Here is a 25,460-nt window from a genome sequence, read left to right as displayed (position 1 = left end):
GCCCGAAACCCCAAGGTTTCAGGCGGCGTTTTTTTCGTTGCACAGTTGCCCGGAGGTCAGCCGGCACGCATCAGAATTTGGCTTCCAGGGTCACGCCCACCTGCCGGCCGCGCGGCAGAGACACCTGATAGCCACGCGGGCTGCCCGTGACGCCGAAATCGACGTAACGGATAACGCCCAGCGGGTCCATATTGTCGAACAGGTTCTTCACGAACAGGGTCGCCCGGTAGTCGCCATAGGTCACCCCGGCGCGGGCATCCACCTGATCGCGGCTGCCGGTGGAGGCGAAATTACCGACCTGGTCATATTTCTTCGACCGGTAGGTATAGACGATGTTCATGAAGCCATCGACCTCATCCGTCAGTGCGGTGTCGAAATCCGATACAACCGAGAACTGGTATTTCGGGGTATTCGGCGCGGTCTTGCCCTTGATTGAGCTGTTGCCCGTCAGGCGCCCGACCTCGGCATCCGTGCCGCTGGTATATTCGGGATCGTTCAGCGAGATGCCGGTCGACAGTTTCCACCATTCGGTCAGGGCGGCCTGCGCCTCCACCTCGATCCCCTTCACCTCCAGCGAGCCGGCATTGGCGATATAGGAGATGGAACCGGTGGAGAACACGGCCGACTGCGTCAGCTGCTGGTCCTTCCAGTCGATATAATAGGCGGCGACATTCAGGCGCAGCCGGCGGTCCAACAGGTCGGTCTTCACGCCCAGCTCATAATTCCAGGACGTCTCCTCATCATAATAGACCTGGGAGCCGGTCAACCGGACGTCGGAATTGAAGCCGCCCGGCTTGTTGCCGCGCGCCGCCACGCCATAGGCCATGACGCCGTCGGTAAATTTGTAGTCCAGCGTGAAGCGCGGGTTCCAGCTCTTGAAGGTCTTGGATAGGTTATAGCGGTTATCGCCCCCTTCCAGGCCCAGCTTGTCCACCGCGTAGCGCAGTTCGGCACCGGCCGACAGCGCCTCGGTCAGCTCAAAATTCACCAACGCGAAGCCCGCATAATTGCGGATCGTGTTGGTGCCATTGTCCTGAAGGCGCTTGGTGGGGAACAGGTAACGCTCGGTCGCCCGGTCCTCGTCATACATATAGGCACCGGCCAGCCAGCGGAAACCGTCGGCCTCGTCGTTGGAGATACGGAATTCCTGCGAGAAGCTTTCAATATAGATGCCGTCGCGGACATGCAGGGTGCCACCGGCCCCGGTGATCGGCAGGAAATCCAGGTCGGCCTTGCGATCCTCGTCGGAATCCGTGTAGCCGGTGATGGAGGTCAGCTGGATGTCGCCGGCATAATAATTGACGATGGCCGCGGCCCGCGACGTTTCACGCGTCAGACCACCGCCCTCGACCGCGCCCAGGTTCAGGCTGATCTGCTCTGGGCTGGCCTGCACGGTGCCGCAATAATACTGGAACGCCGTGCCGGCGGCATTGCGGAAGCAATTGTTGCTGGCGGCCCGCTGCAGCACCGTGGCATCGACGCCATCCTCGTTCTTGCCGTAGGAATAGCGCAGGGTGATGTCCAGATTGTCGGTCGGCGTGAACAGCAGCGCACCGGAGACCGCCTTCGTCTCCTCATCCCCGACCTTCTTGCCGTAATAGGCATCGGTGGGGTTGTTGTTCCGGTATTCGCCGCCATAGGTGTAGTAATTGCCGGCCAACTGGAAGGCCAGCTTATCCTCCACCAGCGGGCCGCTGATCATGGCCAGCGCGTTATACTCGTCATGCTGCGCGGCGGTCAGCTTTACCTGGCCTTCCATCACATCGGACGGCTTGCGCGAGGTATAGGAGATGGCGCCGGAGAAGGTCTGGCGGCCATAGAGCGCCGATTGCGGCCCCTTGATCACCTCCACCTGATCGACGAACGCCATTTCGGTGCCGAACAGGCTGTCGGGGATGAAAACACCGTCCAGGAAGGACGCCGCGTTCGGCGTGCCCAGGATGGAGGATTGGCCACGGATGGCGGGGCGGTCCAGACGACGGCCGAAATCCTGATCATAGGACAGGCCGGGTATCAGATTGGAGAGCTGGCTGATATCCTTGGCACCGATGCGGTCCAGCGCGGCGCGGCTCATTGCTGTCACGGACACCGGCACCTCCTGCTGGCGCTCGGTGATCTTGCGGGCGGTGACGATGATCTCTTCAAGCTGGATCGGCGCATCGGCCGTCTGGGCCTGCGCCATTACCGGCGTCAGCAGCGCCATCAGCGGGGCGCAGCAGATCCACCGCGCCAGGACATTCCTACTCATCTTTGCCTCCTGTCTGCTCGCCATCACGTGGAGGGATCGTTGGGTCGATCCGTCCGTGTTGTATTTTTTATGATACAATATGGAGGCAGAATGGTTTCGGCAGCAGGGGTTGTCAACTGCTTTGTCGCCTCGGAAAGGTGAAAAATGACCTATTGATGGATCATTAATCACCTGTTCAAAACACCCTCCGCACATCCGTGGCGTTCAGCGGAAGTGGCAAGGATTTTCGCTAAATCCCGATCAGGCACGACAACCGATGGGGCGGTCAGCGCAGCAGCGTGAGCGGCTCACCCATCTCCGGGTTCAACGCCCGTCGTCCCGCCCAGGCCAGCGCCAGATTGGAGGAGAAGATCAACTTGTTTCTTGATGCAGACGAATTGACCAATTGACGCAGGGAAGAGAGGCTGGCCATGCCCGTCCCCATCAGCAGGACCATATCGGCCGGCACCGCCGCCGCCTGCGCCAGGGCCGCCGACACCGCCGCGCTGCGCAAGGTATAGATCGCATGGTAACCGGGCTGGGGGTTTCGCACCTCGATGACATCGGCCAGATCGAAGCCCACCGCCTGCCAATAGGTGATGGCCTTCTCCCGCAGGTCCGGCGGATAGGGATTGACCAGCACGACGCGCCGCACCCCCGCCTCCGCCGCCGCGGCCCGGATCGCCTGCGCCGCCGTCAGCAACCTGACACCCCGCGCCTGCTGCCGGGCCACCAATTCCGCCTCCCCCACCGGTCCCAGCAGATAGGAGGTGCCGGTACAGGCGAACAGCACGGCGTCCAGGTCGATGCCCCCGAAACTGTCCAGGGTCGCGTCCAGCGTCTCCGCATAGATTTCCAGACGGCGCAGCAGCGACGGGTCGGTGCTGTGCATGCGGGCGGTCAGCATGGTGATGTCGGGCGCCAGCAGCCGCTGCATCTCCGGCTCCACCGTCGGATTGCCGGACGGGGTCAGCACGCCCAGGACACCGCCGCCGCCATATTCCAGCGCCTGATGCCGCGGGTCAGACATGGCCGCCCGCATCCTTGCGCACCGAACCGGCCAGCACCCGCGCCATCAACCCGTCCATGGCCGCCTGCCGATCGGCAATGGCGGCGGGGTCGAGCGGTGCCGATTTCAGGCTTTCCACCGGCACACCGCGCAGCGCGGCCAGCTCGCGTTCCAGCCGGTCGACCCGGTCATTGGTGACCGACAGTTCCAGCAGCAAACCCATGGCGATGCGCAGCACCGCCTCCGTCTCGGCATTGTCCAGGCTGGGCGGCCGGGCACCGCGGACAAGGCCGGCCAGTTCCATGATGGCGTCTGCGGATTTCATCGGTGGTCACTCCGTCGGCTGGCCTGTCGCGGCGCCACGCGTGATGATCCGGTAATCCGGCACCCGGTTGCGGACAACGATGTTGGAAAGGGCTGGATGGTGGGAGAACAGGTCGATCTGATCGACCAGGAAGGCGGCCGGCGCCGCCGCCTGATAATCATGCGCCAGGGCCCGCATGGCGGTCAGCCGCGCCCCCTCCTCCATGATCTGCGCTGCGGCACCCAGACGGTCCGCCAGCGCGCGATCACAGAAGAAGGGCTTGGGCCGCCGGCAGGAGAAGACCTCCATGGGCCGCAGCGCATCGTTATAGGGGGAGCTGTTCCAGGAGGCGCCAAAGGCATCGACGGTCCAGCTGTTGGTCAGGAATTTCTTCAGATATTGCGGGAAGGTGATGATCTGCAGGGTCAGGTCGACCCCCACGGCCCGCCAATATTGGGCCACGGCCTGATAGATCAGGGTATCGGCGGGCACGCTGTCGATCACCACTTCCGCCGTCAGGGCAAAACCGTCGGCAAGGCCCGCCTGGCGCAGCAGATCGCGCGCCCTGGCCGGGTCATAGGGATAGGGCGCCAGGTCCGGGTCGTAACCGAAGCTGAAGGACGGGGCCGGCTGCCCCGCCGGTCCGGCCAGACCTTCCAGCAGGACATCGGCCAGGGCCTGCTTGTCGATGGCATAGTTCAGGGCCCGGCGCACCCGGACATCGCGCAGCGGGGCCGTCGGTGCCGTGCCCTCCACCCGGAAGGCGATCGACATGACCTGCATGGAAGAGGTGATATGGATCGGAAAGCGGTTACGACGCAGTCGTTCCAACTCGTCGATCTCGACCCCCGCGATATCCACATCGCCCGACAGCAGCGCCTGCGCCCGCACGGCGGCGTTGGGCAATTCCATGAAGGTCAGGCCGGTCACGGCGCTGGGGCGCCAGCGATGGGGATTGGCCACGGCCCGCGCCTGCCGCCGCCGCTGGTCCCAGCCGGTCAGCAGGAAACTGCCGGTGCCCACGGGCGCCAGGGCAAAACCGTCCGGCCCCAATTGCCGCCACAGGTCCGGTTCCACCATCATCACGGCGGCCATGCGCTTGGGCAGGATCGGGTCCGGCTCCGCCGTTTCGATCTCCAGGCTGTGCGCACCGGTGGCACGCACCAGCTTCACCCCGCGCAATTCATTGCCGATGACGGTGCGGCGCCCCTCCGGCGAGATCAGCCATTCCATGACGGCAACGACAGCAGCACTGTCGAACACACGGCCATTGGCGAAGCGCACATCGTCCCGAAGGCTGAACCGCCAGAGCGTGGGACCGGCCGGTTCCCAGCCTGTGGCCAGCGCCGGGCGCAACTGCCCGTCGGCGTCCAGTTCCGTCAGCGCGTCGAACAGGGCCGACCAGACCAGCGACCCCGGCCTTCCATTGCCCCGGAACGGGTTGCCCAGGCTGGCCGGCAGGGAATTGACGGCCATGCGCAAGTCAAAGGATGCGGCTTCGTCCGCCCTGACGGGTGGCGATGCCAGACCCGCCAGGACCAGGGCCAGCAGCAACAGGGTGCGCAGGGATCGCCGCATCCTCATCCCCGACGACCATAGGCGACATACCAGGCGCCCGGCCCCCGCAGCTTGGGGATACGCTCCTCGCCCACCATCTCCGGCGCAAACCCGGCCGCGACCAGATCGCCGGTCACGTCGGCCGTGGTGTAGGTCACCCAGAACGGCTCATTATTGAACTCGACATCCCAGGATTTCTCTACCTGCTGCGGGATATCCAGGTCCTTGAACCGGTAGGGCACATCCTGATGCAGGGCGATGCCGCCCGCATTCAGCACGCGGTGGCTTTCCCGCATCATGGCGCGGCGCACGTCATTGTCGATCTCATGCATCACATTGTGCGACACGACGAGGTCGAAACTGCCATCAGCAAAGTCCAGATGCGCGGTGTCCATCTGATGGAAGAAGACACGCGCCCCCAGTGCCAGGGCCCGCGCATGGGCATAGCGCAGCATGCCCGCCCCAATATCGACGGCATGCACCTCGGCTTCCGGAAAGTGCCGCGCATATTCACAGGCCGCGGCACCGGCCGAACAGCCGATATCCAGGATGCGCGCCGGCTTGAAATCCGGAAAGCGCTCGCTCAGGAAGCGGATGACGGCACCGGCCTTGCTGTCGCCCGCCCCGATCCCCTGCCCCACCGAATAGATGCGCCCACCCATTTCATACAGCGCGCCGGCCAGCACATCGTCGTCGGACCGGTCCAGCGTATAGCCGCCGGGTTGCAGATGGATGTCGATATCGGCCACGCGCCCCAGGCCGGTCAGGCCGGGCTTCAGCGACAGGCCACCCCCCACCTGCGGCAGCTTTTCGGCCACCAACCGGCGGTAATGGGCGCTCAAGCCCGCCATGTTGCGCTGGATCGGTTCCCCGGCCGTCTGCCACAGCAGTTCCTGTGCGGCGCGGTTCATGGCGCTCCAGGTGCGGTAGCTGGGGCTCAACCGGAAGGCGGCGGCCACCTCCTCATGCGATTGCGGGGCGCGGCCATGGGCGGCGACATAGGCCGGCTGCCCCTCGGTCTCGTAATGCTCGATATTGCGTGCGCGGACCTGACTGTTCAGGAAGCGGCGCAGGGCGACGATGCCCTGCTGCCGGCTGACATCCTCGGCCGTCATCTCGGGCAGCATCTCGTGCGGTGCGGTGATCATGGTCCCTCTCCTGCATATGCAGCGCCCGACCGTCCGCGATGCGCGGCCAGCAGGCGGCCCAGATAATCCTCGTCCATCTTTCCCGGTCGGGTCAGTGCCGCCAGCAATTCGGGATCGGCCAGCGCACCCTTGGGGTCCAGCGATGCCGCCAGCAACAGGTTGGTATAGGGGTGTTTCGGCCGTTGCATCAGCGTGGCCACCGGCCCCGCCTCCACAATAAGGCCGCCGCGGATGACACAGACCTGATCGGCCAGATGCCGCACCATGCCCATATCGTGGGAAATGAACAGGATGGCCAGACCCAGACGGTCACGCAGCTCCGTGAACAGGGCCGCGACGGCCGCCTGGGTGGACACGTCCAGCGCCGACAGCGCCTCGTCCGCGATCAGTACACGCGGTTCCATGGCCAGGGCACGGGCAATGGCCACGCGCTGCTTCTGCCCGCCCGACAGGCCGGCGGGGCGCCGGTCCAGCAGGGCCGGGTCCAGATGGACCAGCGCCATCAGCGCCGCAATCCGGGCCACCCGCGCCGCGCGGTCACCAAAGCCGATGACCTCCAGCGGTTCCGACAGGATGGTGCGGATGGTATGGCGGGGGTTCAGGCTGGCATCCGGGTCCTGGAACACCATCTGGATCGACCGTCGCGCACGGCGGCGTGCCTCCCCCTTCAACGCCGCCAGATCCTGCCCGTCCAGGCGGATGACACCGGCGCTGACCGGCGCGATGCCGGCCACGGCGCGGGCCAGGGTGGATTTGCCCGACCCGGACTCCCCCACCACCGCCAGAATCTCGCCTTCCTTCAGCGTCAGGTGACAATCCGCCAGCGCCTGCTTGGCCTTGCTGCCGGTGCCATAACGCACCGCCAGCGCCTCGATGGTCAGCAGGGGTGCTGTCATGATGTCTCTCCCCCCAGCCGGGCATGGCGCAGTAGGCCGCGCGTATATTCATGCTGCGGATGGGCCAGCAACGCCGCCGCCGGGCCGGTTTCGACCACCCGGCCCCGGTGCATCACGGCGATCCGGTCACAGATGGCCGCTGCGACGGCGAAATCATGGGTGATCAGGATGCTGGCCCGGTCCGCCGTCTGCTGTTTCAGCAGCGCCAGGATCTGCAACTGGATGGTCGGGTCCAGGGCGGTCGTCGGCTCGTCCGCGATCAGCAGGTCCGGGCCATTGGCCAGGGCCAGGGCGATCATGGCCCGCTGCCGCTGCCCGCCCGACAATTGGTGCGGATAGGCATCGACGCTGCGGGCCGGCAGGCGCATGCGCGACAGCATCTCTACGGCCAGCGCGCGGGCGGCCTTGCGGTCCAGCCCCTGATGCCGGCGGATGGATTCCACCAGGATCGAGCCGATGGTACGCACCGGATTGAAGGAGGAGAGCGGGTCCTGGAAGACGAAGCCGATGCGCCCGCCGCGCAAGCTGCGCATCGCCCCCTCGTCCAGATTGTCGATGCGTTGGCCGCCCAGATGCACGCTGCCGGCGGCAATGCGGATACCGTCGGGCAGCAAACGGGCCACGGCGAAGGCCGACAGCGACTTGCCCGATCCGGACTCGCCAACGATGCCCAGCACCTCTCCGGTGGCAACCGACAGCGTCACCCCCTCCACCAGCCGCCGCGCGGGCGGGGCATCGATGCAGAGGTCGTGGATTGCCAGGATGGGGGAGATCGTCATGCCATGGCTTCCCGCAGCTTCTGGCCGAACAGATGGGCGCTGACCACCAGCAGGATGATGGCGCCGGCCGGGGCCAGCAGCATCCAGGGGGCGACCAGCATATAGGCCCGGCTTTCATTCAGCATGCCGCCCCAGCTGGGCGCGCCCAGCGGCGCCCCGATGCCCAGGAAGGACAAGGCGCTCTCGGCGATGATCATGTCGGCGAAATGGAAAACCACCAGCACCGACAGGCTGGGCACCAGTCCCGGCAGCACATGGCGCAGCAGCAGGCGGGCCGTGCCCATCTGCATCATCTCCGCCGCCAGCACATATTCACGCTTCAGCAGGCTGCGCCCCTCGGCATAGGCGACACGGGCGAAGACCGGCCATGTCGCCAGACCCAGGGTCAGCACCACCGACCAGAAGCCGTTGCTGCCGACGATGGCGATGACGCTGACCGCCAGAACAAAGACGGGGAAGGATTGGGTGAAGCTGGTCAATTGCCGCATGAAGGCCCCCAGCAGCGACGTGCTGCGCGCGGCCAGCAGGCCCAGGGCCGTGCCGATGCAGAACGCGATGGCGGTCGCCGCCAGCGCCGTGCCCAGCGACCGGTAAAGGCCGGCCAGCAGCCGCGCCGCCACATCGCGCCCCAGCTGATCCGCCCCCAGCCAGTGGCCGTGGGTGAAGGGGGCGGCAAAGCGCCGGGACAGGTCGATGAAGCCGGGATCGAAGGCCACCAGAGAGGAACCCGTCAGCAAGGCCAGCAGGCACAGGCCCAGCACGATGAGGAACAGCAGCGATTTGCCGGAGGTGAGGACGCGCTCAGCCATGTCCACTCCCCGCCGCGGCGCCCGGCCCGCGCAGCCGCGGGTCCAGCCGGGCCTGCACCGCCTCCGTGGCGGCATTGGTCAGGAAGACGGCGATGACGATAATGAAGACGATGGCCTGCACCACCGGGAAATCCAGGTTCAGGGTGGAGCGTACCAGCAGCCAGCCGATGCCGGGCCAGGCGAAGATGGTCTCGATAACCACCAGCCCCGTCACCATGAAGGCGAATTCCGCCCCGACCACGGCCGCCGCCCCCAGCAGCGCGTTGGGCATGACATGCCGCCACAGGATCGTGCGCGGCCCGGCCCCGATGGCCACCGCCGTGCGTACATAGTGGGAGCGGTAGGCCGCCGTCGCATTCGCCTCGATCACCCGGATCAGCTTGGGCGCCAGGAAGGACGCCACGGAGATCACGGGCAGCACCCAGCTTGCCGGCCCGCTATACCCGACGGCCGGCAGCCATTCCAGACCGACCGCAAAGATATTGACCAGCAGCAGGGCCAGCACGAACCCCGGAAATCCCTGCATGACCGACAGGACGCCATGCGCCACCCGCCGCCCCGCCCCGCCCTGCGCCTGACCCAGCCAGGCCCCGACGGGGATGGAGACGGCCAGGTTCAGGCCCATGGCCATGAAAGCCAGAGACAGGCTGGCCGGAAAGGTCTCCAGCACCTTGGCCAGGGCGGGCGTGCCATCCACCAGCGAGGCGCCGAAATCCAGCCGCAGCAGATGCGCGGCGAAGATCAGATATTGTTCGAACAGGCTGCGATCAAAGCCATAGGCCTGGCGCACGGAATCCAGCTGCGCCGGCGTGGCATCCGGACCCGCCAGCATGATGGCCGGATCACCGGCCAGCCGCACCAGGAAGAACAGTACCGTCATCGTGGCGACCAGCAGGAACGCGAAATCGCGCGCCCAGGTCAAAAGCCGCACCATACGCCCTCTCCCGCGGCACAGGATCGATGCCGCAACGGAATGGTATCATGTCACAATGAGTACATTATAAGACAATATGGGCACAAGCGCTTTTTGACAGAAAGCCAATCCATCATAATTTATCATTTAAATCAATAAGTTACATATATTCGCGACTCGAAGATGACAAAAATGACGATGGATTATATGTATTTAAATAAATACAATATGTGCATTTCAGGGGTTGTCAGCCCACCACATTGTCTTATAGTGGATACAATTCAGCGTACAAACAAGCAGCGAACGCATCATGCAAGTGAGCCAACGGCCTCTCCTCATCGTCGGCGCCGGGCCGGTGGGTCTGATGACGGCCCATCTTCTGGCCCGTCAGGGCATTGCCTCCATCGTCCTGGAACAGGATGCAGCCCTGTCCCAGGATCTGCGCGCCTCCACCTTCCACCCGCCGACATTGGACATGCTGGACGGCGAAGGGCTGGCGGCACCGCTGATCGCCCAGGGCCGCATCTGCCCGACCTGGCAGATCCGGCAGCATGACACGCATGAACGCGCGGTATTCGACCTGTCGGTGCTGAAGGACGATACGGCCCATCCCTATCGCCTGCAATGCGAACAATGGCGCTTGTCGGCGTTGCTGCTGGAGCGGCTGCAAACGGAGCCTCTGGTCACGGTGCGTTTCTCCGCCCGCCTGACGGGTCTGGAACAGGATGGCGACGGGGTGACGGCACAGGTGGAGACACCGGAGGGAACGGAGCGGCTGCGGGCCCCCTTCCTGATCGGTGCCGACGGGGCGCGCAGTGTGGTGCGCGGGCTGATCGGACTGGAATTTGACGGCGTCACCTATCCGGAAACGACAATCCTGGCCACCACCGACTTCCCGTTCGAGGAGCATCTGCCCGGCCTGTCCAATGTCAACTATGTCTGGAAGAAGGATGGGACCTTCAGCCTGCTGCGCCTGCGCGACCGCTGGCGCTGCAGCCTCTACCCTGATCCGGACATGCCGATCGAGGAAGCACTGCTGCCGGAAAACATCGACCGCAAGATGCAGGAGATCGTGCCGCGCGACACAGCCTATGAGATCGGGGAGGCCCGCGCCTATCGTGTCCATATGCGCATCACCCGCGATTACCGTAATGGCCGCGTCGTGCTGGCCGGTGACGCCGCCCATATCAACAGCCCCAGCGGCGGCATGGGCATGAATGGCGGGCTGCATGACGCCTTCAACCTGACGGCCACGCTGGGGGAGATCCTGCGCGGCGGGTCGCTGGACCTGCTGGACCGCTACACCCGTCAGCGCCGCCCCATCGCCGAAGCCGAGGTGCTGGCCCAGGCCGACCGCAACCGGTCGCGCATGCAGGAACGTGATCCCGCCAAGCGGCGCGTGATCATGGATGATCTGCTGCGTATCATCGGCAATCCGGAAAGCGCCAGGGCCTATCTGCTGCGCTCCTCAATGATCGAAGCCCTGCGCAAGTCGGCGCAAATTTTGTAATACACCGTCTCGGTGATCGTGACCGATCACCGACTTCAGTCGCCAGCGCCCACATCCGTGGGCTCGGCTACGCGCCATGTGGCGCGCGGCGGCCGTCGCCGCCGAACCCGACCCAGATGAGGTACACTCACCTGGATCAGGTTTAACGCCAAGGGGAACCGCGCCCATGTCGACCTTCAGCGCCTTCATCGCCGGCAAGCCCGTGACCGGTTCCGGCCCCACCCTTGCCGTCATTGATCCGGCGGATGAATCCGAACTGGCCGGGATCGGCGAAGCAGGTCCCGATCTGGTCGATCAGGCCGCCCGCGCCGCCCGTGCCGCCTTCGATGACGGGCGCTGGCGCAACCGGCCGGTGGAGGCGCGGCAGGAGATGCTGCGCCGCATCGCCGACCGGATCGATGCCGCAGCGGACGAGCTGGCCGCCATCGAGACGGCCAATACCGGCATCCCCCTGTCCCAGGCCAAGGCAAGGCATGTAGCCCGCGCCGGGCATAATTTCCGCTTCTTCGCCGACTATATCGGTCAGGCGGCGGGGCGGCTTTATGATCAGGCGCCCGAGCATATGACCCTGATCCGGCGCCAGCCGGTGGGTGTGGCCGGCCTGATCGCCCCCTGGAACGCACCCATCGCCCTGGGCGCAATGAAACTCGCCGCCGCCGTCGCCTTCGGCAATAGCTGCGTCATCAAGCCGTCGGAACAGGCGCCGCTGGGGGTTCACCGTCTGGTCGAACTGATCCATGAGGCGGGCCTGCCCGACGGCGTGCTCAACCTGGTCAGCGGCCGGGGCGCGGTGACGGGTGATGCGCTGGTCCGCCATCCGGAGGTGGATGTCGTCTCCTTCACCGGCGGCACCGGCACGGGCCGGGCCATCATGTCAGCGGCGGGACAGTTCCTGAAGCCCACGACCATGGAACTGGGCGGCAAATCGGCCAATATCATCTTTGACAGCGCAGATTTCGAACAGGCGCTGGATGGTGCGCTGCTGGGCATCTTCACCAATAATGGCCAGCAATGTCTGGCAGGATCGCGCATCCTGGTGCAGCGGTCCATCGCCGACCGGTTCATTGCCGCCTTCCTGGACAGGGTCGCCCGGCTGCGTGTCGGCCATCCCTTGGATGGAGCCACCGACCTGGGCCCCGTCGCCTCCCGCGGGCATCGCGACCGTATCCTGGCCTATGCCGAAACGGCGCAGCAGGAAGGCATGCAGATCCTGGCCGGCGGCAAGGCGCATGCGGATTTCGCCAAGGGCTTCTATCTGGAACCGACCGTGGCCCTGACCGATGATCCCGGCCTGACCGTCTGCCGGGAGGAGATATTCGGACCCTTCGCCACGATCCTGACCTTCGATACGCCCGACGACGCCTTCCGCATCGCCAATGCCAGCCGCTTCGGCTTGGTTTCCTATGTCTGGACACAGGATCTCTATCTGGCCCTGCGGGCGCAGGAGGAGCTGGAGGCGGGCGTGGTCTGGATCAACACGCCCATGATGCGCGAATTGCGGGCGCCGTTCGGCGGCTGGAAGGAATCCGGCGTCGGCGCGGAGGGCGGCCTGGATTGCGAGGCCTTCTATACAAGGCAGAAGACCGTGACCCTTGCCCGCCACCCCCTGTCACTGCGGCGCCTGGGGCTGGGGTGACGGGCCCGACGCCGGGATGTCAGCCGATATGGCGCCATTGCGGGCGCGCGGTGCTGTTGTCCCGTGTCAGCAGCATGTAATATTCGTAGCGGTCGGGGTTATACAGGCTCTGCTGATACAGGATCGGCGTACCGTCCCGGTCGAACACCGTGCGCCGCAGCCGGATTACCGGCGATCCGATCGTCACCCCCAGCTTTTCCGCCACATCGTCATTGGCCGCGATGGCGCTGATCGTCTGTTCGGCACTGACGGCGATGACGCCGGCCTGTTCCAGGATACGGACCACGGGCCGGTCATCCATCGCCTGCCCTTTCAGCAGATCCGCGCTGTCTGCCGGCAGATAGACCTCGGTCAGGGAGACCGGCCGGTCCTTATGCGCGCGCAACCGCTCCAACCGCACGCCCCGGCTGCCGGGCGGAAGCTTCAGGGCCATGGTGGCCACGGTAGGCAAGGGCATGTCGGTGTCATGGGCCAGCGTCTGCGCCGTGGTTTCCACCCCGATGGTGATCAGGTTTTCGATCAGGCCCGACAGGCGCGGGGGGGACGCGCCCCCACCCTCCTGGGCTGCCGGGAACGTGCCCACACCCTGCCGGCGCACCACCAGCCCCTCCCGCTCCAGCACCTCCAGCGCCCGGCGGACCGTGACGCGGGACAGGTTGAACTGGGCCGCCAGGGCCATTTCCGTGGGCAGGGGCGTCGTCTGGCTATAGGCGCCATCAATGATCTGCTGGCGCAGCACGACATAGAGCTGGTGATAGACCGGCAGGCTGCTGCCTTCCTTGGACAATGCCCCGCGTCGACCCGCCACCATCCGCCCCTTTTCCTGTTTCGACTTTGCCAATACCTGCACCCCCGGCCGTCGGGGAGGAAGCGGTTTGCCCTTATTGTATTTTATATGATACCTTTAGACGCAAACTCGACGACACCGCATCCAGATTACATTCCGCGGAAAGCCGAGATTCCCGGTCCATCGGATGCCCTGGCAGGACCATGGATCACGGCGGGAAGGTAAGATGCTTTGTCGTCATTTACAATCAAGATCAGCAGGCGGAGCAGAGGGGTGCCGGTGACAAAGGAGCATGCAAGCGGACCCTGGCCCGCCCTGTCGCGGCGCACCATCCTGGCCGGCAGCGGCGGGCTGCTGCTGGGGCTGCTGGCCGGGCGACCGGCCATGGCGGCGGGCAAGGCCGGCGAGGCGGCCACCCCCTTCGCCGCCTGGATGGAGATCGCCCCGGACGGCAGCATCACCATCGCCACACCGGCGGCGGAAATGGGCCAGGGCATCTTCACCTCCCTGCCCAAGATCCTGATTGATGAGCTGGGGGGCGACTGGGCGCGGGTCAAGGTCGTGCATTCCGACGGCAACCCCGCCTTCATCAACCCGGCATCGAAGGATCAGTCGACGGGCCGATCGATCAGCGTGCGCGGCTATTACCCGCTGTTGCGCAAGCTGGGTGCGCAGGCGCGCGAGATGCTGCGCCAGGCGGCGGCCACCCACTGGCAGATCAGCATCGACCATGTGCGGATCGAGAATGGCGTCGCCATCGACGCGCAGGGCGGGCGGCGGGTGAATATCGGTCGGCTGGCCGTCGCAGCGGCCGCCCTGCCCGTGCCTGAAAACCCGCCGCTGAAGAGCCGCGATCAACTGACGCTGGTCGGCCACTCCACCCCGGCCAAGGATGTGGCGGAGAAGGTGACGGGCCGCGCCCTCTATGCCATCGACGTGAAGCTGCCGGGCCTGCTGACCGCGACGGTCCGGATGGCGCCGGTGTTCGGTGCGACCATCGACCGGTTCGACCCGGCACCAGCCCTGGCCATTCCCGGCGTCGTCGCCGTGGTGCCCTTCGGCGGACAGGCCATCGACACGCCCTACCCCTATGAAGCCGGCATCGCCATCGTGGCGGAGAATTTCTGGGCGGCCCGACGCGGCTATGACGCCCTGTCGGTGACCTTCAAGGGCGGGCGTGATCCCTCTGCCTCCACCGCCGCGCTGGCGGCGGCCCGGCCAGCCCTGGCGGAGAAGGGAACGGCCCTGCCTGCCAAGGTCATCGGCGACAGTGCGGCCGCCTGGGAACAGGCGGCGCATCGCCGTGAATGGTTCTACGACGTGCCGTTCCTGGCCCATATGACCATGGAGCCGATGACCTGCGTCGCGCAGGTGGAGGCGGACCGCGCCACCCTGTGGGCGCCGACGCAGGGTCCCCTGGGCGTGGCCCGCGCCGTGGGCAAGCTGCTGGGACTGCCGCCGGAAAGGGTGACGGTTCACCGCACCTTCCTGGGCGGCGGTTTCGGGCGGCGCTGGCCGCGCGACTTCGCGGTGCAGGCGGCCGAAATCGCCAGGGCGGTCGGCCGGCCCGTGAAGCTGATCTGGACGCGGGAGGAGGATACACAGCATGATTTCTACCGCCCTGGCATGGGGTTGCGCGCGCGGGCCAGTTTCAATGCGCAGCAGCAATTGACGGGCCTGCACCTGACCAGCGTCGGCCCGTCGCTGATGGCCTGGCAACGGGCCGTGACCGGCCCCCCGCGGGCCGATTTCGCGGCCGTCGGCGGGCTGGATGACAGTCACTACGCCCTGCCCGCCCTGACCGTGGATTGGGTGGACCAGCCCACCCCCATCCCCATCGGCATGTGGCGCGGGGTCGGCCATTCGCAGAACGGCTTCTTCCTGGAAAGCGTCATCGATGAGATCGCGCAGGAGACGGGGCAGGATGCCTATGCCTTCCGCCGCGCCATGCTGGCCGGCAATCCGCGCGCCTGTCGCGTGCTGGACAAGGCGGCGTCGGCCATCGGCTGGGGCCGGACCCTGCCGGCCAGCCAGGGGCTGGGTATCGCCTTCATGGAATCCTATGACACGATGGTCGCCCATGGCGCGCAGGTCAGCGTCCGGGATGGCAAGGTGACGGTGGAACGGCTGGTGGCCGTGGTCGATCCCGGCCTGGCCGTCGATCCCCGCACCATCGAGGCGCAGGTACAGGGTGCCGCTATCTTCGCCCTGTCGGCCCTGTTTCACGGGGAGATTACGGTCAGCGACGGAAAGGTGAACCAATCCTCCTTCACCGACCAGCCCGTGCTGACCCTGGCCGATACGCCCCCCGTCGATGTCCATATCCTGGAAAGCGACGGTGCGCCCATCGGCGGCATCGGGGAACCGGGCCTGCCGACCGTGGCGCCTTCCGTCACCAACGCCATCTTCGCCGCCACCGGCATCCGCATCCGTTCCCTGCCGCTGGCCAAGGCCAGGCTGGGCTGAACGAGGTTATCATGACCGACCCTGTCACCCTCACCCTGAACGGCCAGCGCCAGTCCGTCACCGTCAGCCCGGATACACCCTTGCTGTGGGTCCTGCGCGACGCGCTGGGCCTGACCGGCACCAAGTTCGGCTGCGGCATCGGGGCCTGCGGGGCCTGTACTGTCCATATCGATGGGGTGCCTGTGCGCTCCTGCGCCCTGCCGGTGGAGGCCGTGGGCAAGGGCAAGGTCACCACCATCGAAGGGCTGGACCCCGCTGGCAACCACCCGATCCAGGCCGCCTGGCGCGACCTGAACGTGCCGCAATGCGGCTATTGCCAGTCGGGCATGATCATGGCCGCCGCCGCCCTGCTGGCGGAAAATCCGCACCCGACGGAGGCGGATATCCGTGAGACCATCACCAACATTTGCCGTTGCGGCACCTATCACCGCATCATCGCCGGCATCATCCTGGCCGCCACCCGCAAGCCGGGATGAAGGCGGGGGCTAGACGCCCCACGCCCCGCTGAAGCCCTTGGGCAGGCCGGCATCCGGCGTGAAACCGTACAGCTCGGTGTCCGGCAGGGCTGCCTTCACCACCTCCCGCACCGCCAGCAGCTTCTCCAGGTCGATGCCGGTCTCATAGCCCATGGCGGCCAGCATGAAGGCCAGATCCTCGGTGACAATATTACCCGATGCCCCCGGCGCAAACGGACAGCCGCCGATGCCGCCCAGCGAGGCGTCCAGCGTCGTGATCCCTTCATCCAGCGCCGCCAGGGCATTGGCCAGACCCAGACCGCGGGTATTGTGCAGATGTACGCCGGAACAGGCATAGTCACCCACCACGCCGCGCACGGCGCGGATCAGGCGCTTGACCTGGGCCGGGTTGGCATAGCCGGTGGTGTCGGACAGGCCCACCTCATCACACCCGGCCTTCATCAGCGCTTCGGCAATCTCCAGCACCTTGGCCTCGGGCACGACACCCTCCAGGGTGCAGCCAAAGGCCGTGGACAGGCCGCCCTCGAACTTGGCCCTGTTGCCTTCCGGTTGCGCCTTGATCAAGGCGGCGATGGCGGCCGTCTCCTCCAGCATCTGCGCATGGGTCCGGCGGACATTGCGCAGGCTGTGGGTTTCGCTGACCGACAGGGGGATAGTGATCTTGTGCGCACCGGCCGCCACCGCCGCCTCCGCGCCTTTCAGATTGGGCACCAGCACGGCCACGGTCAGGCCGGGTATGGTGCGGGCATAGGCCACCAGTTCGGCCGTATCGGCCAGTTGCGGCAGGATCTTGGCCGGGACGAAGGACCCGACCTCGATCTCCCGCACGCCGGCAGCGGCTTCGGCCGCGATCCAGGCCTTCTTCGCCTCGGTCGGCATGATCGGGCTGATGGATTGCAGCCCGTCGCGAGGACCGACCTCGGAAATTTCGATGAAGGTACCGGCCATGGCTCAACCCTCCGCCTGGACAACAAGACCGCGCGACAGCAGGTCCTTGACGCGATCCGGGTCATAGCCCAGTTCGGCCAGCACCTCCCCCGTATGCTGACCCGGCTTGGCCAGATCATGCTGGATGGCCGGCCGGTGACCATCGATCTCCACCGGCAGGGCCGGCAGGCGGATCGGGCGCTGGTCATCGGGCAGATGCAGGTCCAGCAACCCGCCCGACGCCGCCAGATGCGCATCCTCGAACAGGTCCTCCGGCCGGTTGATCGGGGCGAAGGGCAGGCCGATCTCTTCCAGCCTGGCCAGCAACTCCGCCTTCGTGAAGCTCTTGAACAGGTCCTGCACGCGCGGAATGATGCGGTCGCGGGCCTGCACCCGGCCATTATTCCTGGCCAGCGTCTCGTCGGCAACGAAATCATCCAGGCCGAAGGCCTTGCAGAAGCCGACCCACTGACCGTCCGTGACGACACCGGCGAACACCGTCTGTTCGTCCTTGGTCTGGAACTGGTCATAGATGGCCCAGGCCGAAATACGCACCGGCATGGGGCGCGCGGCCGTACCGGTCACGACATATTGCGCCATATGCTGGCCCACCAGGAACACACAATTCTCAAACAGCGCCGACTTCACCGTCTGGCCCCGGCCCAGCGTGCCGCGCTGGATCAGGGCCGCCAGCACGCCGATGACGCCGAACAGTCCACCGATGACATCGATGACGGAGGCACCGGCGCGCAAGGGGCGGCCCGGCGGACCGGTCATATAGGCCAGCCCGCCCATCATCTGCGCCACCTCGTCCAAGGCCGCGCGATGTTCATAGGGGCCGGACAGGAAGCCCTTGGCGGAGCAATAGATCAGGCCGGGATTGCGCAGCTTCAGCGCCTCTTCCCCGAAACCCAGTGCCTCCATGGCGCCGGGTCGGAAATTCTCGATCAGGACATCGGCCCGGTCGATCAGGTCCAGCGCGATCTGCTTGCCTTCCGGGGACTTCAGATCGACCGACAGGCTGCGCTTGTTGCGGCCATACATGGGGAAATAGCCGGCGCCGGAGCCCAGCAGGCGGCGGGTATTATCACCGCCGATCGGCTCCACCTTCACCACATCGGCACCCAGGTCGCCCAGCACCATGCCGACCGCTGGGCCCATGACCATGTGGGTAAATTCCACCACCTTCAATCCGGCCAGTGGCAGGGCGGTGGCCGTGTCGTTCTGCGACATGAAAAACCTCGAACGCTGAAGGTCAGAAGAAAAGCCAGGGATGGCGGGCGCGGTATCCGCCCTCGAAATCCTGGATGGTGGGCAGGCGCTTCAGGGTGACGCCGATGGCGTCCAGCCCTTCCAGCAGCATTTCCTTGTCGGCGGGCGCGATGGTGAAGGGCAATTCCGTGCCGTCGGGCATCCGCACGCTCTGTGCCGCCAGATCGATGGTCAGGGTCTGCGGCGCCTCCACCTTCGACAGGGCAGCCACGGCCGGCTCCGGCAGCACCAGTGGCAGAATGCCGTTGCGCACGCAATTGCCCTGGAAGATGGCGCCGAAGCTGGGGGCAATGACGCAGCGGATGCCATAATCCTGCAGGGCCCAGACGGCATGCTCGCGGCTGGAGCCGCAGCCGAAATTGGGACCGGCCAGCAGGATCGGCGCCTTGCGGAAGCCGGGCCGGTTCAGCACGAAATCGGGGTTCTCGACGCGGGCGGCCACATCGCTGTAGCGCCAATCGGCAAACATGCCCTCGCCCAGCCCTTCCTTCGATACTTTCTTCATCTCGCGTGAGGGGATGATGGCGTCTGTATCGATATTGGCGCGGAACAAGGGTGCCGCGACGCCAGTCAGGCGGGTGAACTTTTCCATCAGATCACATCTCCCCCAGCAGCGGGCGCGGATCGGCGATATGACCGGCGATGGCCGACGCCGCCACCGTCACCGGGCTGGCCAGATGCGAGCGGGTGCCCGGGCCCTGGCGGTTCTCGAAATTTCGGTTGGTGGAGGTGACGACACGCTCTCCCTTACCGAAATGCTCACCACCCGCGAAGAAGCACACCGAACAGCCGCTTTCCCGCCATTCGAAGCCCGCTGCCTGGAATACCAGATGCAGCCCCTCCGCCTCCGCCGCTGCCTTCACCTGCATGGAGCCGGGAACGCAGATGGCGCGCACCCCGGCCGCCACCTTGCGGCCCTTCAGCACGGATGCGGCGGCGCGCAGGTCGGACAGGCGGGCGTTGGTGCAACTGCCGATGAAGGCCCCATCGATGGGCAGGCCGATCAGGGCGTCACCCGCCGCCAGGCCCATATAATCCAGCGCCCGGCGCTGGGCCTGGGCGGCATTGGCGTCGGCGGCGCTGTCGGGATCGGGCACATGACCGGTCAAGGGGACCGCATGCTGCGGGCTGGTGCCCCAGGTGATGGTGGGCGCGATGTCGGCGCAATCGATCAGGATTTCCTGGTCGAAGACCGCATCGTCATCGCTGACCAGGGTCTGCCAGTCCGCGACGGCGGCGTCCCACAAAACACCCTTGGGCGCGAAGGGACGACCCTTCACCCAGTCGATGGTCTTGGCGTCGGGTGCCACCAGCCCGGTCCAGGCCGCGAACTCCACCGCCATGTTGCACAGGGTCATGCGTGCCTCCACCGACAGGGCGGTGACGGCGGACCCGGCGAATTCGATGGCATAGCCCGCACCACCGCCGGCGCCATGGGCGGCGATCAGGTGCAGGATCATGTCCTTGGCCCCCACGCCGGCGGGCAATTTTCCGTCGAACCGCACCCGCATGGTCCGGGGTCGCTTGACCACCAGGGTCTGGGTGGCCAGAGCGTGCGCAGCCTCCGTCGATCCGATGCCCCAGGCCAACGCCCCCAGACCGCCTTGGGTGCAGGTATGGCTGTCGGGACAGACCAGCGTGGCGCCGGGCAGGGCGATGCCCTGTTCGGGCGACACGACATGCACGATGCCCTGGCGGTTGTCGCCGATATCAAAGACGCGGATGCCGGCCTCTGCCGCCGCCGCCCGCGTTTCCTGAATGAAGGCCGTGCCGCCCGGCATGATGGTGGCATCGCTGCGCCCTGGCAGTGTATCGACAATATGGTCCATGCAGACAAAGGCCCGGTCGGGATGGCGCACCGCACGCCCCTGTTCCTGCAACCCTTTCAGCGCCATGGACCCTGTGCGCTCATGCAGCAGCACCCGGTCGATATAAAGCAGGTCCGTCCCGTCGCCCAGATCGGCGACACGATGCCGTTCCCACAGTTTTTCGACAAGCGATTGCCCCATAGTCCAATCCCGTGCTGATCCGATCTTAAATGGTATATAAATATACCATTATTACCAATGCAAGAGCATATCTGCTTGCCATGTCATGGGGACAGCAAAAAACCCGGCCGCCAAGGGGCGACCGGGTTTCCGCAGGCAAGAGGCTGAGCGCGAGGCTTCAACCCGACTTGGGATCAGAAGCGGTACCGCGCCCGCACGTCCCAGGTCATCGGCTCGTTCAGGAAGATCGACGTCGCCGACAGGAAGGAGACCTTGTAATTCTGGTCCGTGCAGTTCTTGCACCCGACCGACAGGGTCAGGTCCGGATAGGCCGCCGGCTCAAAGGCCAGGCTGGCATTCCACAGCATCTGATGCGGCGTCCAGGCGCCGTCGGTGCTGTCGGTGTTGCCGGCATTGCCGATGGCGTAGCCGTTATTGTAATTGAAGCCGACCGTCGGGCGGAACAGGCCGCTATCCGTCTCGATATCATAGGTCGCCGACAGGATGCCGGAGAAGTCCGGCGCGCGCACCGGGCGGGCGATCCTTCCCTTGAAATCGACGAAGCCGCGATTGCAGTTGGCCGCAATGGCCGTGGCATTGCTGGCCGCCAGTGCCGCCTGGCAATTGGCCAACTGCACCTGCACATCGTCGGAAATGTCGATATAGCGGGCATGCTGCAGACCCAGCGAGCCGTTGATGCTCAGCCCCTGCAATGGCCGCCAGATCATTTCCAGCTCACCGCCATAGTTGCGCAGGCCGGCGGGGTTGGTGGTGGTGAAGATGCGGGCACCCTGGGCCGTGGTATAGGCGGCGGAAATCTGTACATCCTTCGCCTCGCTGTAGAAGGCGGTGGCGTTCAGACGCAGGGTACGGTCGAACAGGTCGGTACGGATACCCACTTCCTCCGACCAGACCTTCTCGGGCTTGAAGGCATAGAACAGGTTGTTGGACAGCGCCCGGCCGTTCCAGCCGCCCGACTTCTCACCGCGGGTCACCGAGGCATAGACCATCACATCCTCGTCGACCTGATATGAAAGGGCGAAGCGCGGGGTGACGAAGTTGTTCTTCAACTCGGTCGGGATGCCCGACGCCTCGATCAGGGCGGTGCTGAACACCGGCCCGCGGGCACCGGTATTGGTTTGCACCTCCAGATCCTTGACCTCCCGTGACAGGCGCACACCGACGGTCGCGGTCAGGGCGTCGGTCACCTTATAGTCGCCCTGCACATAGGCGGCATAGGAGTCCAGGTCGTTGGAGATGGTGCGATCACCGCTGACCGTGAAACCCGCCGCTGTGCCGACACCGGTGCCCAGGTCTGTGTCGTTATTCTCATGCAGGTAATAGAGACCGGCCGTGTAGTTCAGCTTCTCGTCGAAGGCCAGGCCATTGACCTTCAGTTCCTGGGAGAACTGCTTGTGCCGGCTGTAATTCAGGATCGGCGACACGCCCGTGGTGATCGGGTTGGGGGCGGCCGGGTTGCTGTCGATGAAATAACGCTGGGTCGTGTCGCGATAGCCGGTGATCGAATTCACCGTCACGCCGCCGACTTCCCAGGCGATGTTGGAGGCCAGCGACCAGTTCTTGGTCTCATTGCCCGGCTTGTTGCGGGCCTTGGAGCCCGTGAAATAATTGGCCAGCGAACCCTGCACGATGCCCAGGCTGGACACGCGCTTGCCCGTGACGGGATCGACATAATTGATCAGATTGGAGGCTTCCTGATCGACATAATCGCCCGACAGGTCGATGGTCAGATCGTCATTGGGCAGCAGGCGGACCGCACCGCGCAGGCCATAGGCGTCCGTCCCGTTCAACTTGTTGCCCGTGGACCGCTGGGTCACATACCCATCGCTGCTGCTGCGATAGGCGCTGATCTTGGTCAGGACCTTGTCGGCCAGCGGGGCGTCGATGCTGGTGCGGACGTCGATGGCGCCGAAGCGGCCGGCCCCGGCCTCCAGATAGCCGCCAGCCTTGGTCGACGGCTTCTTCATGATGACATTGATGGCGCCGCCGGTGGTGTTGCGGCCGAACAGGGTGCCCTGGGGCCCGCGCATCACCTCGATCCGCTCCACATCGAACAGGCCGAAATTATTGGCGTTCTGACGGGAGATATAGACATCGTCGACATAGGTGCCGACCGGCACATCCTGCGTGGCGATGGATTCGGTATTGCCGATGCCGCGAATGTAATAGGTGTTGGAGCTGCCCAGGCCGACATTGTTGTTGCCGACCAGATTGGGGATTTCGCGGATCAGGTCGATGGTGCTGCGGATCTGCTTATCCTCCAGATCGGCGGACCCGAGGGAGGAGACGGCCAGCGGCACTTCCTGCAGGTTCTGCAGGCGGCGCTGCGCCGATACCACAATCTCCTCCAGTTGGAACGTCTCCTCTGCGGCGGGCGGAGGGCTCGTCTGCGCCATGGCATCGGTCGCCACCAGGGCGGCGATCAGGGTCAGTGACGCGGTTGCCAAAAACTTTGCCTTCATTGTGATGCATCCCATAGCTGGTTGTTGATCTTGGTGGCGGCGGTTGCGCCTTGTCCACCGAACCTCAGTAAGGAAGGGGGGTGCCGGGCACTTCGCCGCGGCAGGCTTCCAGCGATGGCGGCAGCACCGGGTCATAGGGTGGCCACCATTGGAAGGGCCGGTCCGGCGCCACATAGTCCGTGGTCAGCGGCCCGCCCTTGGTGCGGAAGAAATACAGATTGCCGGTCAGCGTGCCGTAGGGGCCGTGCGGCACCGCCGGCGGACGCCAGAAATAGGCACCGGGCCGCATGACGCCGCGATTGCCATGCACCTCGCCGCCCAGCAGATACATCTCCTCTACGGTCGGATGGATCTCCGACCGTTCCGCCCAGCGCACCGGCAAGGTGCCCAGGATCCAGGAGACATCGCCCGTCACCGGGTCCTTGTAGAGCAGCTTGCGTCCGGCACCCGGCGGAAACTCCGGATGGAAATTACCCGTGTAGGGCACCTGGTAGGCATCGGCCCGCAGGACCAGCCGGGCAGGATCAAAGGTCGCGGGCGCCGTCACACCTGTCGGATCGGCCGACAGGAAGGTCAGCACCACCGCCCCCGCCGGGCTGTCCAGGGCACCCCGCCGGAACCCGGCCGGCAGATGGGCGAAACAGAGATGGCCGTAATCCTGACCGTCGATGGTCAGTGACCCGTCAATGACCAGGAACTCCTCGTCCACCGGCAGCGTGGCGGCATTGGCGGCATAACCGGCGGGATAGCGGACCAGCATGCTGACCGCGCCGGTTTCGTCGTCCCGGCTGAGCAGCCGCATCTCCACGCCCGGCCGCAGCCCCCAGAGATCATGGGACTGCCAGGGAATATGCTGCGCTTGGACGAACTCTACCCATGAGCGTGCCAAAATCGTGGCTCCTCAAGTCGAAGAAATATTGGTGGGGACATCACCCGACAGCGGGGTGCGCGGATCAGGATCATCGCCCAGCACCCGCAGCAGCTTGCGCATCGACGCCTCCAGCGCGGCGCGTGAGCCAGACAGGAAGGAGGCGTCATCGGCCAGGGCGTCGACCGCGCCCGGCGCCAGTACGCCGGCACGTTCCAACGCCGTTTCCAGGGCCAGACGGCGGGTCCGCTCGATATGCAGCTGGGCGGCCAGCTCGAAGACCAGGCCGGTCAGCCGGCCGATATCCGGCTGCATCGGCGGCAGAGGGGGCGGCAGATTGGGGATCATTGCGGCTTCTCCGCTTCAAGGACGGCCCAGGGGAAATGCCATTCGGAACGGCGGGGCCAGGAAAGTGTGTCCTGCAGGCCGCCACCCCGTTCATCGAAACCGACCCAGCGGGCATTGACCAGACCGGCAGCGGCCGCCATGGCCGGCAGATCGGCGGCGATCATCGGCGGCAGGAATGGCTCATTGTTGCGCGCGCCATGTTCGATCATGGCCAGATCACGCAGACCATCCCCCGTGCGCTGGAAATCCAGGAAGCGCAGCAGCCCGCCCGGCGCCAGCAGACGCGACGCCTCGGCAAAGATGGCCGGCAGCACATCGGTCGGCACCTCATGCACGAACATGGTGGAGGTCACCAGATCGGTGCTGCCCGCCTCCAGACCCGTTGCCACGGCGTCGGCCTGCCGGAAACGGACGGCCAGCCCGCGCTCGCTGGCGCGGCGCGCCGCCAGTTCCAGGCAGGGCAGCGCCAGATCGACACCGATCACCTCCGCCTCAGGGAACGCCTGCTTCATGGGCCAGGCGGATTTGCCGAAGCCGCAGCCCATATCGACGATGCGCCGATAGGGCCGGGCCGGCAGCGCCGTCTGCACAAACAGGCGGTGGAAGCCGTAATCATCATTCTCGCCCAGCATCACCAGCCGGGCCCCCAGCTCATAGACGCGGCCCGCCAGATCGTGGGACCAGAAGCTGCCCGGCTGCAGGTGGATATCCCAGTCCGTGTACCATTGCGGCAGCACCAGATGGGGGTCGGGTTCGACACTGGCCGGGCCGGCGGGCGGCGGCGGCAGGTCCCCTTCCCGCACCACCGCATCGGTCACGGCCCGCCACAGCATCTTCTGCGACCCGCGCTCCAGCCAGGAGAACCAAGGATATGTGGGCAGGCCCTGAACCAGCGGGGCCAGGCTGGCCGGATCGTTCATCACCGGCGGCGGCGGATCGATGGCGTCGAAATCCTCCCGCAGCTTGGGATAGATCGTGGTCGCCCAGTGGCGCCGCAGGCTCAGGACGAAATCCAGATTGGCCCGGTCTTCCAGTGCCATTGCCATGGTAAACGCTC

At 65.7% G+C, this 25,460-nt stretch carries 22 protein-coding genes; 4 read left to right on the top strand and 18 right to left on the bottom strand.

The annotated features are described in order from the left end of the window. Nucleotides 1-70: 70 nt before the first annotated feature. The 9 genes from AC1Q7F_RS20020 to AC1Q7F_RS19980 form a co-directional block, all read right to left on the bottom strand. Complete coding sequence (locus AC1Q7F_RS20020; RefSeq protein ID WP_492510122.1) at nucleotides 71-2,248, bottom strand: TonB-dependent receptor; 2,178 nt, start codon at nucleotides 2,246-2,248, stop codon at nucleotides 71-73. Nucleotides 2,249-2,513: 265 nt separating this feature from the next. Beyond that, nucleotides 2,514-3,257: a hypothetical protein gene (locus AC1Q7F_RS20015; RefSeq protein ID WP_492510120.1), complete on the bottom strand. Its 744-nt coding sequence runs from the start codon at nucleotides 3,255-3,257 to the stop codon at nucleotides 2,514-2,516. Further along, on the bottom strand, nucleotides 3,250-3,561 hold the full coding sequence (locus tag AC1Q7F_RS20010; protein ID WP_492510118.1) for a hypothetical protein: 312 nt from the start codon (nucleotides 3,559-3,561) through the stop codon (nucleotides 3,250-3,252). Before AC1Q7F_RS20010 ends, AC1Q7F_RS20015 begins: the two co-directional genes overlap by 8 nt. A 6-nt stretch (nucleotides 3,562-3,567) precedes the next feature. Beyond that, nucleotides 3,568-5,118, bottom strand: a complete 1,551-nt coding sequence (locus AC1Q7F_RS20005) for an ABC transporter substrate-binding protein (RefSeq protein ID WP_492510116.1) — start codon at nucleotides 5,116-5,118, stop codon at nucleotides 3,568-3,570. Nucleotides 5,119-5,120: 2 nt separating this feature from the next. After that, nucleotides 5,121-6,245, bottom strand: a complete 1,125-nt coding sequence (locus tag AC1Q7F_RS20000; protein WP_492510114.1) for a class I SAM-dependent methyltransferase — start codon at nucleotides 6,243-6,245, stop codon at nucleotides 5,121-5,123. Continuing rightward, the gene (locus AC1Q7F_RS19995) at nucleotides 6,242-7,141 is read right to left on the bottom strand and encodes an ABC transporter ATP-binding protein (RefSeq protein WP_492510112.1); all 900 of its coding nucleotides are present in this window, start codon (nucleotides 7,139-7,141) and stop codon (nucleotides 6,242-6,244) included. Before AC1Q7F_RS19995 ends, AC1Q7F_RS20000 begins: the two co-directional genes overlap by 4 nt. Further along, the gene (locus AC1Q7F_RS19990; protein ID WP_492510110.1) at nucleotides 7,138-7,920 is read right to left on the bottom strand and encodes an ATP-binding cassette domain-containing protein; all 783 of its coding nucleotides are present in this window, start codon (nucleotides 7,918-7,920) and stop codon (nucleotides 7,138-7,140) included. The genes AC1Q7F_RS19995 and AC1Q7F_RS19990 overlap by 4 nt, the downstream gene beginning before the upstream one ends. Next, nucleotides 7,917-8,729 carry an ABC transporter permease gene (locus tag AC1Q7F_RS19985; RefSeq protein ID WP_492510108.1) on the bottom strand — a complete coding sequence of 271 codons (813 nt, stop codon included), beginning with the start codon at nucleotides 8,727-8,729 and terminating at the stop codon, nucleotides 7,917-7,919. Before AC1Q7F_RS19985 ends, AC1Q7F_RS19990 begins: the two co-directional genes overlap by 4 nt. Next, nucleotides 8,722-9,663: an ABC transporter permease gene (locus tag AC1Q7F_RS19980; RefSeq protein WP_492510106.1), complete on the bottom strand. Its 942-nt coding sequence runs from the start codon at nucleotides 9,661-9,663 to the stop codon at nucleotides 8,722-8,724. The genes AC1Q7F_RS19985 and AC1Q7F_RS19980 overlap by 8 nt, the downstream gene beginning before the upstream one ends. Nucleotides 9,664-9,952: 289 nt before the next feature. On the opposite strand from AC1Q7F_RS19980, the gene AC1Q7F_RS19975 reads away from it, so the two are divergent. After that, nucleotides 9,953-11,152, top strand: a complete 1,200-nt coding sequence (locus AC1Q7F_RS19975; RefSeq protein ID WP_492510104.1) for an FAD-dependent oxidoreductase — start codon at nucleotides 9,953-9,955, stop codon at nucleotides 11,150-11,152. A 166-nt stretch (nucleotides 11,153-11,318) separates the two neighbouring features. Continuing rightward, nucleotides 11,319-12,788, top strand: coding sequence for an aldehyde dehydrogenase (locus AC1Q7F_RS19970; RefSeq protein WP_492510102.1), 1,470 nt, complete (start codon nucleotides 11,319-11,321; stop codon nucleotides 12,786-12,788). Nucleotides 12,789-12,807: 19 nt separating this feature from the next. Here the strand turns inward: AC1Q7F_RS19970 and AC1Q7F_RS19965 are convergent, their stop codons facing one another. After that, nucleotides 12,808-13,629, bottom strand: a complete 822-nt coding sequence (locus AC1Q7F_RS19965) for a GntR family transcriptional regulator (RefSeq protein ID WP_492510100.1) — start codon at nucleotides 13,627-13,629, stop codon at nucleotides 12,808-12,810. A 219-nt stretch (nucleotides 13,630-13,848) separates the two neighbouring features. Here AC1Q7F_RS19965 and AC1Q7F_RS19960 point away from each other — a divergent pair, with 219 nt between their 5' ends. Together AC1Q7F_RS19960 and AC1Q7F_RS19955 are read left to right on the top strand one after the other, a co-directional pair. Next, entirely contained in the window at nucleotides 13,849-16,041 is a 2,193-nt protein-coding gene (locus AC1Q7F_RS19960; protein ID WP_492510098.1) for a xanthine dehydrogenase family protein molybdopterin-binding subunit, read from the top strand. 11 nt (nucleotides 16,042-16,052) lie between these two features. Beyond that, on the top strand, nucleotides 16,053-16,517 hold the full coding sequence (locus tag AC1Q7F_RS19955; RefSeq protein ID WP_492510096.1) for a (2Fe-2S)-binding protein: 465 nt from the start codon (nucleotides 16,053-16,055) through the stop codon (nucleotides 16,515-16,517). 9 nt (nucleotides 16,518-16,526) lie between these two features. On the opposite strand, the gene AC1Q7F_RS19950 is transcribed toward AC1Q7F_RS19955, so the two are convergent. The 8 genes from AC1Q7F_RS19950 to AC1Q7F_RS19915 form a co-directional block, all read right to left on the bottom strand. Further along, nucleotides 16,527-17,465 carry a hydroxymethylglutaryl-CoA lyase gene (locus AC1Q7F_RS19950; protein WP_492510094.1) on the bottom strand — a complete coding sequence of 313 codons (939 nt, stop codon included), beginning with the start codon at nucleotides 17,463-17,465 and terminating at the stop codon, nucleotides 16,527-16,529. A 3-nt stretch (nucleotides 17,466-17,468) separates the two neighbouring features. Next, nucleotides 17,469-18,677: a CaiB/BaiF CoA transferase family protein gene (locus AC1Q7F_RS19945; protein WP_492510092.1), complete on the bottom strand. Its 1,209-nt coding sequence runs from the start codon at nucleotides 18,675-18,677 to the stop codon at nucleotides 17,469-17,471. Between the two features lie 22 nt (nucleotides 18,678-18,699). Further along, on the bottom strand, nucleotides 18,700-19,308 hold the full coding sequence (gene leuD / locus AC1Q7F_RS19940) for a 3-isopropylmalate dehydratase small subunit (protein ID WP_492510091.1): 609 nt from the start codon (nucleotides 19,306-19,308) through the stop codon (nucleotides 18,700-18,702). Nucleotides 19,309-19,312: 4 nt separating this feature from the next. Further along, on the bottom strand, nucleotides 19,313-20,725 hold the full coding sequence (locus AC1Q7F_RS19935; protein ID WP_492510089.1) for a 3-isopropylmalate dehydratase large subunit: 1,413 nt from the start codon (nucleotides 20,723-20,725) through the stop codon (nucleotides 19,313-19,315). A 173-nt stretch (nucleotides 20,726-20,898) separates the two neighbouring features. Beyond that, nucleotides 20,899-23,187, bottom strand: a complete 2,289-nt coding sequence (locus AC1Q7F_RS19930; RefSeq protein ID WP_492510087.1) for a TonB-dependent receptor — start codon at nucleotides 23,185-23,187, stop codon at nucleotides 20,899-20,901. A 64-nt stretch (nucleotides 23,188-23,251) separates the two neighbouring features. Next, nucleotides 23,252-24,076 carry a cupin domain-containing protein gene (locus AC1Q7F_RS19925; protein ID WP_492510085.1) on the bottom strand — a complete coding sequence of 275 codons (825 nt, stop codon included), beginning with the start codon at nucleotides 24,074-24,076 and terminating at the stop codon, nucleotides 23,252-23,254. 12 nt (nucleotides 24,077-24,088) lie between these two features. Beyond that, nucleotides 24,089-24,403 (bottom strand): hypothetical protein, encoded by a 315-nt coding sequence (locus AC1Q7F_RS19920; protein ID WP_492510083.1) that lies wholly within the window; start codon nucleotides 24,401-24,403, stop codon nucleotides 24,089-24,091. Next, a complete protein-coding gene (locus tag AC1Q7F_RS19915) occupies nucleotides 24,400-25,449 on the bottom strand; it encodes a class I SAM-dependent methyltransferase (RefSeq protein WP_492510081.1) in 1,050 nt (349 codons plus the stop codon). The genes AC1Q7F_RS19920 and AC1Q7F_RS19915 overlap by 4 nt, the downstream gene beginning before the upstream one ends. Nucleotides 25,450-25,460: the final 11 nt, after the last annotated feature.

Source organism: Niveispirillum sp. GW835-FHT14G11 (assembly GCF_058793615.1).
This window is presented reverse-complemented; position numbering and strand designations above follow the sequence as displayed.